A 13,361-nucleotide genomic window follows, 5' to 3' on the forward strand; every position below is an offset into this window, starting at 1 on the left:
CGGGCACTTGAAACAGCAAGTGGCGCGAACAGCCGGACGGCGGATCGCACAGATCAGAAAGACGTTAAAGCCCGCAAGTGGTGCGGGGTTAGCACGGGCGCAAAGGGCCCATACGTAAAAAGGAAGAAGCTATGTCCAGCATTCTGACCAACAATGGCGCAATGGTTGCGCTGCAGACTCTGAAATCGGTCAACAAAAATCTGGCGATGACCCAGAACGCGATCTCGACCGGTAAAGACGTTGCCACGGCCAAGGACAATTCAGCGGTTTGGGCGATCTCGAAAGTTATGGAATCCGACGTCAAAGGATTCAACGCGATTAAAGACAGCCTAGCTTTGGGCGAATCGACTGTTGCTGTGGCGCGGAATGCTTCGGAAACCGTGACCGATCTTCTGAACCAGATGAAGGGCAAGATCGTCGCAGCGCAAGAAGACAACGTGGATCGGGCCAAGATCAACGATGACGTAACTGCGTTGAAAGATCAGATTTCTTCTGTTGTCAGCGCTGCACAATTCAATGGCCTGAACCTGGTTGACGGTTCGGCCGGTACAGCCTCGATCCTGGCGTCTCTGGATCGCGACTCTGCGGGGAATGTGACCGCATCGTCGATTTCGGTTGTGTCGCAAAACCTGTCGACCGGCGGCTATACCAGTAAGGGTGTTCTGGCGGGTTCGGACAATGTGACCTCTGACAACGATGCGGCGGGTTTCACGATGGACAAGTCCGGCGGTACCGGAGATATCGTGATCGACAGCTCTACCGACAACTTTGCGGCGGGCGACAAAGTGTCAATCACGATTGGCGACAAGGTTGCGTCCTACACCGTTCAAGACGCTGATCTGGACCCCTCGGGGACTTACGATGCGGCTTATACGGATGCCATCGTTGCAGTTGGCCTGAAGAATCAGATCGACTCCCTAGGCATTACCGGCGTCGCGATTGACTACGACTCGGGATCTCCTGGCACGCTGACCTTTGTAACGGGTACTGCCACAGCGGGCGCGGATGCGGACCGTGACGTGACAGTTTCGGCGCAGTTCACCAATGCGAACGCGGGTGGCCTGGGTGCTTTGGCTTCGATAGACGTGTCCACGGATGCAGGCGCACAGGCTGCGCTGGGAACCATCGAATCGCTGATCGACACTGCGATTGATGCTTCAGCAGCCTTCGGTTCGTCGCAAGGCCGGATCGAGACCCAGAAAGAGTTCATCTCGAACCTGGCGGACTCGTTCAAATCCGGTATCGGCTCGCTGGTTGACGCTGACATGGAAGAGACCTCGGCCCGTCTGCAAGCCCTTCAGGTGCAGCAGCAGCTGGCCACCCAGTCGCTGTCGATCGCCAATCAGGCGCCGCAGTCGATCCTGTCGCTGTTCCGTTAATCTTCGGAACTTGGCCGGGGCGTGGAAACGCGCCCCGGTTCTGACCGCCCTAAGACGGCCCATTGGAAGGATTTCAAGTGATACCGCAAACTCTTGCACAGCGTGCCTACGTACAAACCGCCGCCCCGACGCGCACGCCGCGCGACACCGAATACGAGGCGATTTCCAAGATTACGCATCGCCTCAAGGCAGCAGCAGCTCGTCAGAAATCCGATTTCGGAACTTTTGTTCAGGCGTTGCACGAAAACCGTCGGTTGTGGAACGTCTTGGCCAGTGGCGTCGCGGATTCCGATAACGCGCTGCCCAATGATCTGCGCGCGCGGATTTTTTACCTTGCGGAATTTACCGAGCAGCACAGCGGTCAGGTGTTGGGCAACAAGGCGACGGTTGAACCCTTGTTGGAGATCAATATGGCAGTGTTGCGCGGGCTCAGGCATATGGGGGCAACCTGATGGGTGGACTGGTGCTGAAACTTGCCCCGAAAGAACGGGTGCTGATCAACGGTGTGGTCGTCGAGAACGGGGACCGGCGCAGCCGGTTTTCAATCATGACGCCGCAAGCCAATGTCCTGCGTTTGCGCGATGCTATTCACCCGGATGAAGTGAACACGCCCGTCCGCCGCGTTTGCTATGCGGCACAGCTGGTGCTGTCGGGCGACATGGAGCCGGATCAGGCGCGCCAACAACTGCTGCGACGTGTCGAGGAGTTGAGCCAGGTGTTCACTGACGCCGATAGCCGAAAGGTGTTGGCTGAGGCCACAGAAGCCCTTTTGGCTGAGCAATTCTACAAATGCCTCAAGTCCCTGCGTACGTTGTTGCCGCGGGAAGAGCGGTTGATGGCCTATCAGCAATGACCTTTCAGCCCGTCATACCTTCTGGCGGTCTGGTTGGCTGGCGGTTTTTGCAGCGTACTTATGACGCGCAACTCGACAGTTTCGCAACGTCAGCGGTCAATGAACGCGAGACGCGGTATTTTCTGGACAATATCTCCAAAGTGCAGACCGCCGAGGATTTGGTTTCAGATCGACGGTTGCTGCAGGTGGCACTAGGCGCTTTTGGGTTGGAGGACGATATCAACAATCGGTTTTTCATCCAGAAGGTGCTGTCAGACGGCACTTCAGCGGATGACGCCTTGTCAAACCGGCTGTCTGACAAACGGTATCGTGAGTTTTCCGAAGCGTTCGGTCTTGGTCCGGGGGAAATTCGTAGAACCGGCTTAGTCACATTCATGGAGGACATTGCGCGGGACAATGTCGTGTCCCGATTTGAGGTCGCGGTGGGTCAATCTGACGAATCCATGCGTATCTCGCTTTTTGCTCAGCACACACTGGCAGATTTGGCGGCGCGGGAGGGCAGTGCAGATACTAAGTGGTTTGAGTTGATGGGTTTGCCACCGCTGCGTAGTATGATGGAAACCGCCCTGGGGCTTCCGTCCAGTTTTGGGCAGTTGAATATAGATAAGCAGTTGGATGTGTTCAAGGACAGGCTATCGCGCCTGACTGGCTCGGATGATCTGGCGCAGTTCACGGATGACGGGGCCATAGCCGAACTGACGGACAGGTATCTGGCGCGCAGCCAGATCTCGCAACTACAAAACACGATTTCGCCCGCGCAAACGGCTTTGATCCTTTTGGGTGGCTAGGGACTCGGCGTTTGCCCGTCCAGTATGTGATCAGCCGCTGTTTTGAGCGCAAAAGATGGCACCGGCTGAGACACATTATGGAGCGCGACATCCCCAAGGGGCAGCGCGTCGGCGCAGGCGGGGACAATGTCAGACGAGACCACGATCCTGTGACCCACGGTCTTACCATATTCCCCCAATCGCGCGGCGATGTTGGCAGCCTGACCGATCACGGTGAAATCAAGCCGTTCGCGGGATCCGACATTGCCATAGGTCACGCGCCCATAGGCGACGCCGATGGAGCAATCGCAATGGGCATCAGAGCCTGAGGCCCGAAACTCACCAAGCTTTTCAACAATACCGATAGCAGAGCGCTGCGCATTGGCACGGGCCGTGATCGAGTTCTCACCTGCGGGGAACACGGCCAAAACAGCGTCGCCGATAAATTTCAAAACCTCGCCGCCATTGTCATGCACGATGCCCGAAACGGTTTCAAAAAACCCATTTAACAGGCTGATATAGGGGGTGCGGCCCAGTTTTTCCTCTAACCGGGTCGAGTTACGTAGATCGCAGAACATGATTGCGGCGTCGATCTCATCCCCGTCGCCGCGTCGGATTTCACCACCCAGAACCCGCGCGCCGGACCGTTTGCCCACATAGGTCTCCAACAAAACCTGCGCATTTTCGCGCTGCATGAACACCTCGTAGAACCGGGCAATCACCGCCGAGCATTCAAAGACAAGACCTAGATTCTCGGTCGTGAACCCATCCGGGTGGTCGCTGGTCAGAGTCAGAACATTGGTGCGGCCATCGGAAAATGGCAGGGGCATGGCGACGTAGTCGGTTGCACCTTTGGCGCGCAAATCCTCGATAATGGGAAAACTGTTATACGGGTTGTCGTCACTCAGCCGCTGGCGAACTCCGCCCAACCCGTTCGAGACATGTCGCAACGGGCTGTTGATATAGGCCGGATGGTCGTGAATTTCATAGGTTGGCACATTGGTCGAGATCTCATCCTCGCCCTTTTCCCAAATGTAGTGCTTGCCCGCGATCAGCGGATGCAGCGACCAGACCAGAATGCTGAGGCGTTGAATGGCAATGCCGTGCTCCAGCATCTTCTCGGACAGCGCTTTGGTAAAGGCTTCCGAGGTTTCGATTTCCGAGGCGCTGCGCATCAGCCAGTCAATCAAAGGGCCGCTGATATTGCCGTCTTGGGGTTGTTCAAGCGTATTGCCACCCAGATCAAGCCGGTCATAGGCGTTGGGCAGGAACCCGATATGGCCCTGAATGGCCTTGCTTTCGGGCAGCGCGTCCTCATACGCCCAGACCGAGTTCGCAAGGCGCTGATCCCCAAGGACCACGTCATGATAGGTTGCCGTTCCCTTGAACGGGCAGAAGGTTTGCAATTCGGTCTCTTCGCTCAATTCGACAGACACATCTGCGCGGGGGATGTAGATCGTCGGAGGCAAGCGGGTTTCATACATCACCACGGCGTTGGCACTTTCAGCCAGCAGCACGTCGCCGCGATAGATGGCGATCCGACCTTTTAGTCGTTCAACCGAGATGCGATAGCCTGTGGAATGCGGAGTGGTGTGGACGTTCATCATCGACCTCCCTGTCCGGGGTCCTATAAGGATGGGACTTCGGACCGGGAATGCCAAGAGGGACCGCGCACAGTTTTTTGCACATGCGGCGTGCGCGGCAGCGGGGTCAGACCATCTGGATCACGTCTTTTTCGATCGACAGCATATATCCCCGTTTGGCGATATTCTTGACCAGCAACTCACTGACCATCTGATTGCCTAGCGCGTCGCGCAGGCGTTTGATCCGGGTTGCCCCGGCGGCCTCTTCGCAATCGGCGGCGTCCTTGCCCGAGATCACCGCCTCGATCTGGGCACCGGACAGGACTTCGTCATCCAGACGGGATTCCGCCAGAACTGACAGGGTCTCCATCGCGGCGGGGGTCAGTTTGAAATCCATATTGTTGAGGTAGACGGTGTTTTCCTCGCGGCTGATCAGCAGGGATGTGACCTGAATACCGGTACGCTCGATCTGGGCCATGCGGCGGTTCAGAAGGACCAGCATCACCAAAAACACCAACGCAGTGACCAGCATCGCGCTGGCAAAGACCAACAGCACGAAGATCACCATACGGTAGCTGGACAAGGTGTCGGCAAATGCAGTGCCGGATTGCGCCAGAATTTCCAGCAGGCGGATCTCGGCCTGTGTGGTCAGGTCGCTTTCGACGAACAACCGCTCGACCCGGGCATTGAACGCGTTTGCGTCGGGCAGGGACCAGAACAGGAAGACGGCGGCAGTGATCAAGATCAGGACAATCGCGGCAATACCAGCGCCGACCAACCGTACCCCGGATCGCCGCGCGTCAGTAACGGAGATAGAATTTTCCGGCATCGGCCTTCCTCTTGTCCAACCCTTCCGGTCCGAAAACCGACATCACGTTCAGCAGGGTCCAGCCCGAGGTGCGCAGCCGCTGGGACACCTCTTGTTGCGCCTGACTCTTGTTGCAGGACGACACCTGCATGACGCCGTAATGCAATCGCAATGGATTGTCCTGCTTGGCTTTGTAATCCGCAAAGCAATCCGCCGCAGACGCCGCCGTGCCGAGCGATATCAGGGCCGCGAAGGCCAGAGAAGAGAGGATAGGTTTCATAGGCTGCATCCTGCGCATGTGTTGCCCTGATATTCAATATCCTAAGGGGTTTGCGGGCCCTGATATTCGATAACAATGTCCCGATATTGCTTGTCGGAGGGCGGTGAACCCAGTGTTGACCCAACGAATTCACGAGCCCAGCCGGGTTCGTCGCAACACGGTCAAAAGGACACGCATCATGCACCGGAAATTTATCGCCCTGATCATCGCAACTGCCGTCGCTGTTACGGGTGTTTCAGCCTCGCAGGCGCGGGCTGCGGATGCCAAGGATATTCTGGGCGGTCTGGCCGCCATCGCCATCATTGGCGCGGGCGTTCACTACTATAACAAGGAAAAGGACAAGAAACGCGCCAGCCGTCACCAAACGCATATCCAACCCCATCACCCGGTGCGTCCCCGCCCGCACCATCTGGCGAAATACGACCTGCCGCAGAAATGTCTGCGCACCTTTGATCACTATTCACCCCGTCATCAATTGCTTGGAACCGGGTGCCTCAAGAAACACTACAAATATGCCAATAGCCTGCCGCGAGAGTGCAAAGTCGGTTTCTGGAATGGCAAGAAGGTCAAGCGGGCCTATGAACCCGCCTGCCTGCGCCAGCAAGGTTATCGTGTCGTTTACAAGTAACCGTTTTCGAGCAGGAGCGGCGTCGCAGAAGCGCCGCGCAGGAGAGGGTGGCGCAAGCCGCCCTCTCTTTTTTGTTGCGACGGAGCCTGAAACAGGGTTTCCCAAGGGGATGACGACGCCGACATACGATATCGAACAAACCGCGCTGGACGATGGGTTTCTGCGCATCGCGGGCGTAGATGAGGTGGGTAGAGGGCCTTTGGCCGGGCCCGTGGTGGCTGCCGCCGTGATTCTGAAACCTGGTGACATTCCGCCGGGGCTCAATGATTCCAAGAAGCTGACCGCCAAACGTCGCGCGACGCTGGATGCCACCATTCGCGAACAGGCTGATTTCGCAGTGGCTGAGGCGACAGTGGCCGAGATAGACGAGCACAACATCTTGCGCGCTTCGCATCTGGCAATGGAGCGCGCGGTGGCCGCTTTGAACCCTCCGCCGGATTATCTGCTGATCGACGGGAACATGATTCCGCGCGGGCTGAGCATACCTTCGCAAGCGGTTGTCAAAGGCGATGCGCGGTCGGTGTCGATTGCGGCGGCCTCGATCCTTGCGAAAAACTGGCGCGATCAAGTGATGGTGGATTTGGCGCAACAGCATCCCGGCTATGGGTGGGAGTCGAACGCAGGTTATCCGACAAAAATGCATCGCGAAGCGCTGCGAAATCTTGGTGTGACCCCACACCATAGACGTTCGTTTAAACCGGTCCACAATATCTTGTATCAAGAGTAAATCGTAAGTCTCTGATTCAAAAAAGAAATTGACGGCGAATCGTCTTTGACTCATCCTTGTCTCAACCAAATGAGCGCAAAAGCGCCGTGGACACTTGAGGCAGTGATATGACTACGACCACCAAAAAGGGCGCAAAAGCGCTCCCTTTAAACACGATTCTTTCCGGGGACTGCATCGATGTGATGAACAGTCTGCCCGAGGCGTCGATTGACCTGATCTTTGCGGACCCGCCGTATAATTTGCAGCTGAAAGGCCAGTTGCACCGCCCGGATAACTCTCAGGTGGATGCGGTTGATGATCACTGGGATCAGTTTTCCAGCTTCGGGGCCTATGACCAGTTCACTCGCGAATGGCTGAAAGCAGCGCATCGTCTGTTGAAGCCCAATGGGGCGATCTGGGTTATTGGCTCTTATCACAACATCTTCCGGGTTGGCTCGGCCCTTCAGGATGCGGGATACTGGATTCTGAACGACGTGGTTTGGCGCAAATCGAACCCGATGCCAAACTTCCGTGGCAAGCGGTTCACCAATGCGCATGAAACGATGATTTGGGCGTCCAAACGTGAAGGTGCGAAATACACGTTCAATTACGAGGCGCTGAAGGCGCTGAATGAGGGCGTACAGATGCGCAGCGACTGGGTGCTGCCGATTTGCACAGGGCATGAACGTCTGAAAGATGAAAACGGCGATAAGGCGCATCCAACGCAAAAGCCTGAATCGCTGCTGCATCGGGTGCTGGTCGGTTCGACCAATCCGGGCGATGTGGTGCTGGACCCGTTTTTTGGTACGGGCACGACCGGCGCTGTCGCCAAGATGCTGGGCCGCGAGTTCATCGGGATCGAACGCGAGGAAAGTTATCGCAAAGTGGCCGAAAAACGCATCGCCAAGGTTCGCAAATTCGACCGCGAGGCGCTGGAAGTCAGCGCCAGCAAACGCGCCGAGCCGCGCGTGCCGTTCGGCCAGTTGGTCGAACGCGGCATGCTGCGTCCGGGGGAAGAGCTCTATTCCATGAACCAGCGTCACAAGGCCAAGGTCCGCGCTGATGGCACGCTGGTCGGGCAAAATGTCAAAGGCTCGATCCATCAGGTAGGGGCGCATTTGGAGAACGCGCCTTCCTGTAACGGCTGGACCTATTGGTGCTTCAAGCGCGATGGCAAGACCGTTCCCATCGACGTGCTGCGTCAGCAAATCCGGGCTGAAATGCACAACTAAATACCGCCGGTGCCTGTGGCCTGACACAAGGCACTAAGCCTTGCCCCGCCGGTCTTCGGCGGGGTCTTTTGTTTTCATCACATTCTCACTTCTATATGAATTCTGCAAAGCCCGCCGCGCACCGAGGGAGCCTCAGCCATGTCGGACACCACAGCCAGTCAATCCCGCTTCAGCCGGTTTTTCGTCACTCGCCCGGATCCGGTCGACTTGGACAACAAATACACCGAGGCCGCGCTAGAGAGACACAAGCGAGAAGGACTGGAGCTGGCGGTACGCGCACGTTGGATCGCCATGGGGTTGACCGGCATTCTGCTGGTATTCCTGAACCCTCATTGGGAGGTGTTGTGGTACCATTTCATCCTGTTGCTGATCTGCGCCAATGGCTGGTTGATCCGACGGGCGGGGCAGGTCGGGCAGTCGCGGACCGAGTTGCTGCTGATCTTTGTGGACCTTCTAATCATGACGCTGGGGATGATCGTCCCGAACCCATTCAGTGACGATGTGCGCCCGTTGGCGATGCAGTACCGGTTCGACAACTTCCAGTATTTCTTCATCATTCTGGCCGCCGGGACATTGGCTTATTCTTGGCGGACGGTTGTGGCGATCGGGTCCTGGACCGCGATGATGTGGACCGTTGGCTGGATCATTGCATGGTGGGTCGCCACGCCGTTCCCTGGTATCAGCGAGCGCGTTGCCGAAGCATTAGCGGAGTACCCGGATGTAGCTGAGTTGATGGACCCAAACAGTTTTATGCCCTCGCAACGCATTCAGCAGGTGGTTGTTTTTATCATGGTCGCGGTCACGCTGGGCATTTCGATGAGGCGGCTGAATCGCTTGCTGATGACAAACGCCGGGCTTGAGCGGGAACGGGCAAACCTGTCGCGCTATTTCTCGCCCAATGTGGTGGATGAGCTGAGCCAGAATGACGAACCGCTGAAGCAGGTGCGAAAAGAGAGTATTGCGGTTCTGTTTATTGATATCGTGGGCTTTACAAAATACGCGGCGGGTCGTGATCCTTATGAAGTGATCGAGGTGCTGCGCGGGTTTCATGCGCGTATGGAAACTGAAGTGTTTCGCCATCATGGCACGTTGGACAAATATCTGGGCGACGGGTTGATGGCGACCTTTGGCACGCCGGTGCCGACGCCTTTGGATGCCAGCAATGCGGTGGCCTGCGCGCGCGACATGACCCGTGTGATCAATCAATGGAATACTGACAGGCGCCGCGCGGGTGAGCCGGAAATCCATGTGGGTATCGGAGTGCACTATGGGCCGGTGGTTTTGGGCGATATCGGCGCGAACCGGCTGGAATTTGCAGTGATCGGAGACGCGGTCAATGTGGCGGCCAAGCTCGAGGCTTTGACCCGAGTCAAAATGGCTCAGGTGATATTGAGCGACGAGGTTTGCAGCCAGCTTACAATGGAAGGACACAATGCCGCGACCCTGACAGAGGGGTTTGAAAAGCTGCCGGGCCAGACCGTGCGCGGGGTTGAGCACCCCATGGATATCTGGGTGATGCGGGCGCTTCCGCCGATCTGAATTGCATCATAGATGCAAGGCAGATCGTTGGGCCAGGCAGCGCGCGGGCGCGCGCTGCGGTCACGCCCGAGGCAATGGGTTTAGCGATTTGTTGTAGGGTTTCCAGTTGCTGACCTCGGGGTAGTAGTGGCGTCTCCAGGCGCGAACGCGCGGATTCATGACGCGCCGCCAAACGGGCGGGATCATGGCGGCGACGGTCATCACAGGGTAACCGTAAGGCAGTTGCGGGGCAGCATCTTCGGAATGGTGTTGTAAAAGGGGAAAACGGCGATTGGGTTTATAGTGGTGGTCCGAATGCCGTTGCAGATTGATCAGCAGCCAGTTTGACGCTTTTTGTGATGCATTCCAGGAATGCTGCGGCTTGACGTGTTCGTATTTCCCATCGCCCAGATGCTTGCGGGTCAGGCCGTAATGTTCGACATAGTTGACCAACTCCAGCTGCCAGATCGCGACACCGGCCTGAAGCAGGAACAGGGCGACGCCGGACCACCCTCCGACCCCAAGAGCCAGCAGCACCATACCGCCCTGCAACACCCAATAGCGCCAGAAGGGGTTCGAAGCGTCCGTCCATGGGCGGTCTTTCCGCGCCAGCTTGTCGCGCTCGGCCCTGAAGGCCGAGGTCAGGCACTGCCGCAGGACGCGGGGATAAAAGCGGTGAAACCCTTCATTAAAGCGGGCGGTTACTGGGTCTCGAGGGGTGCCGACATAGCGGTGATGCACCAGCAGATGCTCGGACCGGAAATGCGAATACAGGACCATGGCCAGAAGAATATCGCCCAGCCAACGCTCGAACCGGCCTTTTTGATGCATCAGTTCGTGGCTGTAGTTGATCCCGATTGTGCCAGAGATGACACCCATGCCGAAGAACAACCCGATCTTGGACGCCAAGGACAGGTGATCAGTATGAGTGGCAAACCAGATCAGACCGAACAGCGTGATGAACTGCACCGGGACCCAGATATTGGTCAGCAGGATGTACCAGCGCAGGCCTTTGTCAGGGGTGTCGGGGTCCGCGTTGTTCAGCTCCAGCCCGGTCAGCAGGTCCAGTATGGCAAAGGCCCACCAGGTGAAAATCGGCACAAGAAGAACCCACCAGCCACCAAGGGTGGCCGATATCCAAATTATGGGAATCAGCATGAAGGATACCCAGAAGGGCAGCGCTGATTGCCAGCGGGACAGGGTGCCGGATGAAATCATGCGCCAACTCCGAATGACCGCTTCTGGGATGCTCCAGAGGCCTTTTTGAAAAACCTGTTACTGCCCGAGCCAGAGGTCAAGCGCCTTGCGCATCACAGTTGGAAGAACTTTGGGTCGGAACGTGTGTTTGTCCATGATGATCAGGTCATTCGGGGCTAGATCTTCCGGCAGGGGGGCGGTCCAGACGCGCAGAATCAGGTGGAAATGGGTGAAGGTGTGGCGCACCTCGCCGGGCAGTGCCTGCCAATCCGCCGGGAAGGGCGGTGTCTCGGCTGGCGCATCCGACCAATCTGATCCGGGCCAGCCCAACATCCCACCCAGCAGGCCTTTGTCCGGGCGACGCTCAAGCAGCAGCGCGGCATCGTTACGCTGGGCGATATAGACATGGCCATAGCGCGTGGGCTTTGGTTTTTTGGGCGTTTTGCGCGGCAGGTCAGCCTGCGTTCCGGCCTTGCGCGACAGGCAGGGATCGCGCAGCGGGCAAATCCCGCAGGTAGGTGATTTGGGCGTGCAGATCGTGGCCCCCAGATCCATGACAGCCTGCGCGTAGTCTCCGGGTCGTACGTCAGGTGTCAGCGTTGCGGCTTTGTTCTTTAGCGCAGGTTTCGAGCCGGGCAGCGGGTCGTGAATGTTGTAGAGCCGGGCCATGACGCGTTCGACATTCCCATCCAGCACGGTTTCGGGGCGGTCAAAGGCGATGGCCGAGATTGCGGCGGCGGTATAAGGGCCGATGCCGGGCAAGGCCAGCAACGTGTCATAGGTGTCTGGGAAGATGCCGTCGTGATCTTCAGCCACCGCTCGCGCGCATTTCAGCAGGTTGCGGGCGCGGGCGTAGTAGCCCAGCCCGGCCCATTCGCCCATGACCTGATCATCGGGGGCCGCGGCCAGCGCCTGCACCGTGGGCCAGCGCGTCGTGAACCGCATGAAATAGTCACGCACGGCGGCCACGGTGGTCTGCTGCAGCATCACCTCAGACAGCCAGACGCGATAGGGGTCGGGCCGCACTCCGGCGGCGCGGTCAGCGGGGCTGACGCGCCACGGCATCTTGCGGGCGTGGCGGTCGTACCAGGCCAGCAATTCGTTGCTGACGTCAAATTCGCCTGTGTCACGCAATTTTTAATCATCTCCCTGTCGGGTTTCGCTGGCGCCCGGTGTCCTGCCCTCTACAATAGTGGCGCAGGAGTTGGAAACCAGATGCAGCGCAGACGTTCTTCGACCCGCGGGTTCAAACGCACCGCGACATTGCTGAGCGATCAGATCAGACGCGCCGGTGAAAGCCGGGGCTTTGCCGTGTCGCGCCTGTTGACCCATTGGGCCGAGATCGTGGGGCAGGACATGGCTGCCATCGCGCGCCCTGTGAACGTGGGCTATGGCAAAGGCGGCATGGGGGCGACGCTAACCGTGCTGACCACCGGCCCGCAAGCCCCGATGCTTGAGATGCAAAAGGAACAGCTGCGCGGTAAAGTGAACGCGGTTTATGGCTATAACGCCATCAGCCGGGTGCGCATCACCCAGACCGCTCCGACAGGATTTGCCGAGGGGCAGGCCAGTTTCGATCACAAACCGAAAGTGGTGAAACCCACACTGAAACCGGAAATCGCGGCCGAGGCGGACCGGGCAGCGCAAGACGTCCATGATGGCGACCTGCGTGCAGCCCTTGAACGTCTGGGTCGTAACGTTCTATCCAAACAAAAACGCTGAGAAAGGGCTGATACATGAGCCGTATTGCAACCGGAATTTGCGCGGCCGTCGCCATTGCCGCAGGCAGCTTTTTGCTGTCGTCACCAAACGCGTCATTTTCGCTGATCGGCAGCGCCAAGGCGCAAGAGGCCGAGCTGGACACCTCGACCATCGTCGAGATGACCCTGGGGGCCGAGGACGCGCCGGTCGAGATCATCGAATATGCCTCGTACACCTGTCCGCATTGCGCGAATTTCCACAAAGGGCCGTACAAGCAACTCAAGAAGGATTTCATCGACACCGGCAAGGTCAAGTTTGTCTACCGCGAGGTGTATTTCGACCGCTACGGCCTGTGGGCGTCGATGGTGGCGCGCTGTGCGGGTCCTGACAAGTTCTTTGGCATCTCGGATCTGATCTATGAAGGCCAGTCCGAGTGGACCCGCGCGGGTGGCCCGGCTGAGATCGTGGATGAACTGCGCAAGATCGGGCGTCTGGCCGGGATCGACAATGACCAGCTTGAAGCCTGTCTTCAGGATGGCGATCGTGCCCGCACATTGGTGGCCTGGTACCAGGAAAACGCCGAGCGTGACGGCATTCAGGCCACTCCGTCGTTTATCGTGAACGGCAAAGCGGTCGAGAACCAGTCCTATGACGCGTTCAAGAAGCTGATCGAAGACGAGCTGGGCAGCTAAGCCTGTATGGCGACCGG

At 58.0% G+C, this 13,361-nt stretch carries 15 protein-coding genes; 10 read left to right on the forward strand and 5 right to left on the reverse strand.

The genetic code is table 11. The annotated features are described in order from the left end of the window. The first annotated feature begins 131 nt into the window (after nucleotides 1-131). The 4 genes from ACR0CA_RS13355 to ACR0CA_RS13370 all read left to right on the forward strand — a co-directional run bounded on the left by ACR0CA_RS13355 (nucleotide 132) and on the right by ACR0CA_RS13370 (nucleotide 3,020). The gene (locus tag ACR0CA_RS13355) at nucleotides 132-1,379 is read left to right on the forward strand and encodes a flagellin N-terminal helical domain-containing protein (protein ID WP_480899522.1); all 1,248 of its coding nucleotides are present in this window, start codon (nucleotides 132-134) and stop codon (nucleotides 1,377-1,379) included. 77 nt (nucleotides 1,380-1,456) lie between these two features. Next, a complete protein-coding gene (flaF, locus tag ACR0CA_RS13360; RefSeq protein ID WP_480899524.1) occupies nucleotides 1,457-1,831 on the forward strand; it encodes a flagellar biosynthesis regulator FlaF in 375 nt (124 codons plus the stop codon). Next, complete coding sequence (flbT, locus tag ACR0CA_RS13365) at nucleotides 1,831-2,232, forward strand: flagellar biosynthesis repressor FlbT (protein WP_170774861.1); 402 nt, start codon at nucleotides 1,831-1,833, stop codon at nucleotides 2,230-2,232. The genes flaF and flbT overlap by 1 nt, the downstream gene beginning before the upstream one ends. Then, nucleotides 2,229-3,020 (forward strand): DUF1217 domain-containing protein, encoded by a 792-nt coding sequence (locus ACR0CA_RS13370; RefSeq protein ID WP_480899526.1) that lies wholly within the window; start codon nucleotides 2,229-2,231, stop codon nucleotides 3,018-3,020. Before flbT ends, ACR0CA_RS13370 begins: the two co-directional genes overlap by 4 nt. Here ACR0CA_RS13370 and ACR0CA_RS13375 read toward each other — a convergent pair. The 3 genes from ACR0CA_RS13375 to ACR0CA_RS13385 form a co-directional block, all read right to left on the reverse strand. Next, nucleotides 3,017-4,603, reverse strand: coding sequence for a DUF427 domain-containing protein (locus ACR0CA_RS13375; RefSeq protein WP_480899528.1), 1,587 nt, complete (start codon nucleotides 4,601-4,603; stop codon nucleotides 3,017-3,019). The two genes, ACR0CA_RS13370 and ACR0CA_RS13375, sit on opposite strands and share 4 nt — an antisense overlap. Before the next feature lie 106 nt (nucleotides 4,604-4,709). Next, entirely contained in the window at nucleotides 4,710-5,411 is a 702-nt protein-coding gene (locus tag ACR0CA_RS13380; protein ID WP_170774855.1) for a winged helix-turn-helix domain-containing protein, read from the reverse strand. Beyond that, the gene (locus tag ACR0CA_RS13385; protein WP_480899530.1) at nucleotides 5,383-5,670 is read right to left on the reverse strand and encodes a hypothetical protein; all 288 of its coding nucleotides are present in this window, start codon (nucleotides 5,668-5,670) and stop codon (nucleotides 5,383-5,385) included. The genes ACR0CA_RS13380 and ACR0CA_RS13385 overlap by 29 nt, the downstream gene beginning before the upstream one ends. A gap of 178 nt (nucleotides 5,671-5,848) precedes the next feature. On the opposite strand from ACR0CA_RS13385, the gene ACR0CA_RS13390 reads away from it, so the two are divergent. The 4 genes from ACR0CA_RS13390 (at nucleotide 5,849) to ACR0CA_RS13405 (ending at nucleotide 9,775) form a co-directional block, all read left to right on the forward strand. Then, nucleotides 5,849-6,298, forward strand: coding sequence for a hypothetical protein (locus tag ACR0CA_RS13390; protein WP_170774851.1), 450 nt, complete (start codon nucleotides 5,849-5,851; stop codon nucleotides 6,296-6,298). A gap of 109 nt (nucleotides 6,299-6,407) precedes the next feature. Next, nucleotides 6,408-7,025 (forward strand): ribonuclease HII, encoded by a 618-nt coding sequence (locus ACR0CA_RS13395; protein WP_480899532.1) that lies wholly within the window; start codon nucleotides 6,408-6,410, stop codon nucleotides 7,023-7,025. A 107-nt stretch (nucleotides 7,026-7,132) separates the two neighbouring features. After that, nucleotides 7,133-8,236, forward strand: coding sequence for a site-specific DNA-methyltransferase (locus ACR0CA_RS13400; RefSeq protein WP_170791263.1), 1,104 nt, complete (start codon nucleotides 7,133-7,135; stop codon nucleotides 8,234-8,236). A gap of 138 nt (nucleotides 8,237-8,374) precedes the next feature. After that, nucleotides 8,375-9,775 carry an adenylate/guanylate cyclase domain-containing protein gene (locus tag ACR0CA_RS13405; RefSeq protein WP_480877249.1) on the forward strand — a complete coding sequence of 467 codons (1,401 nt, stop codon included), beginning with the start codon at nucleotides 8,375-8,377 and terminating at the stop codon, nucleotides 9,773-9,775. 60 nt (nucleotides 9,776-9,835) lie between these two features. Here ACR0CA_RS13405 and ACR0CA_RS13410 read toward each other — a convergent pair whose 3' ends face one another. Then, a complete protein-coding gene (locus tag ACR0CA_RS13410; RefSeq protein ID WP_480899534.1) occupies nucleotides 9,836-10,972 on the reverse strand; it encodes an alkane 1-monooxygenase in 1,137 nt (378 codons plus the stop codon). 57 nt (nucleotides 10,973-11,029) lie between these two features. Beyond that, nucleotides 11,030-12,085 (reverse strand): A/G-specific adenine glycosylase, encoded by a 1,056-nt coding sequence (gene mutY, locus ACR0CA_RS13415; RefSeq protein WP_480899536.1) that lies wholly within the window; start codon nucleotides 12,083-12,085, stop codon nucleotides 11,030-11,032. An 81-nt stretch (nucleotides 12,086-12,166) separates the two neighbouring features. Here mutY and ACR0CA_RS13420 point away from each other — a divergent pair, with 81 nt between their 5' ends. Both ACR0CA_RS13420 and ACR0CA_RS13425 read left to right on the forward strand, forming a co-directional pair. Further along, on the forward strand, nucleotides 12,167-12,673 hold the full coding sequence (locus ACR0CA_RS13420) for a DUF721 domain-containing protein (RefSeq protein ID WP_480505241.1): 507 nt from the start codon (nucleotides 12,167-12,169) through the stop codon (nucleotides 12,671-12,673). A 14-nt stretch (nucleotides 12,674-12,687) separates the two neighbouring features. Further along, nucleotides 12,688-13,344, forward strand: coding sequence for a DsbA family protein (locus ACR0CA_RS13425; RefSeq protein WP_170774838.1), 657 nt, complete (start codon nucleotides 12,688-12,690; stop codon nucleotides 13,342-13,344). Nucleotides 13,345-13,361 lie beyond the last annotated feature (17 nt).

It is taken from the genome of Ruegeria sp. F12 (assembly GCF_056533885.1).

Coding starts and splice junctions, on each gene's coding strand:
- ACR0CA_RS13395 (WP_480899532.1), top strand. CDS start 6,408: ATGACGACGCCGACATACGATATCGAACAAACCGCGCTGGACGATGGG.
- flbT (WP_170774861.1), top strand. CDS start 1,831: ATGGGTGGACTGGTGCTGAAACTTGCCCCGAAAGAACGGGTGCTGATC.
- ACR0CA_RS13390 (WP_170774851.1), top strand. CDS start 5,849: ATGCACCGGAAATTTATCGCCCTGATCATCGCAACTGCCGTCGCTGTT.
- ACR0CA_RS13425 (WP_170774838.1), top strand. CDS start 12,688: ATGAGCCGTATTGCAACCGGAATTTGCGCGGCCGTCGCCATTGCCGCA.
- ACR0CA_RS13410 (WP_480899534.1), bottom strand. CDS start 10,972: ATGATTTCATCCGGCACCCTGTCCCGCTGGCAATCAGCGCTGCCCTTC.
- ACR0CA_RS13355 (WP_480899522.1), top strand. CDS start 132: ATGTCCAGCATTCTGACCAACAATGGCGCAATGGTTGCGCTGCAGACT.
- ACR0CA_RS13380 (WP_170774855.1), bottom strand. CDS start 5,411: ATGCCGGAAAATTCTATCTCCGTTACTGACGCGCGGCGATCCGGGGTA.
- ACR0CA_RS13375 (WP_480899528.1), bottom strand. CDS start 4,603: ATGAACGTCCACACCACTCCGCATTCCACAGGCTATCGCATCTCGGTT.
- ACR0CA_RS13420 (WP_480505241.1), top strand. CDS start 12,167: ATGCAGCGCAGACGTTCTTCGACCCGCGGGTTCAAACGCACCGCGACA.
- ACR0CA_RS13400 (WP_170791263.1), top strand. CDS start 7,133: ATGACTACGACCACCAAAAAGGGCGCAAAAGCGCTCCCTTTAAACACG.
- ACR0CA_RS13385 (WP_480899530.1), bottom strand. CDS start 5,670: ATGAAACCTATCCTCTCTTCTCTGGCCTTCGCGGCCCTGATATCGCTC.
- ACR0CA_RS13370 (WP_480899526.1), top strand. CDS start 2,229: ATGACCTTTCAGCCCGTCATACCTTCTGGCGGTCTGGTTGGCTGGCGG.
- ACR0CA_RS13405 (WP_480877249.1), top strand. CDS start 8,375: ATGTCGGACACCACAGCCAGTCAATCCCGCTTCAGCCGGTTTTTCGTC.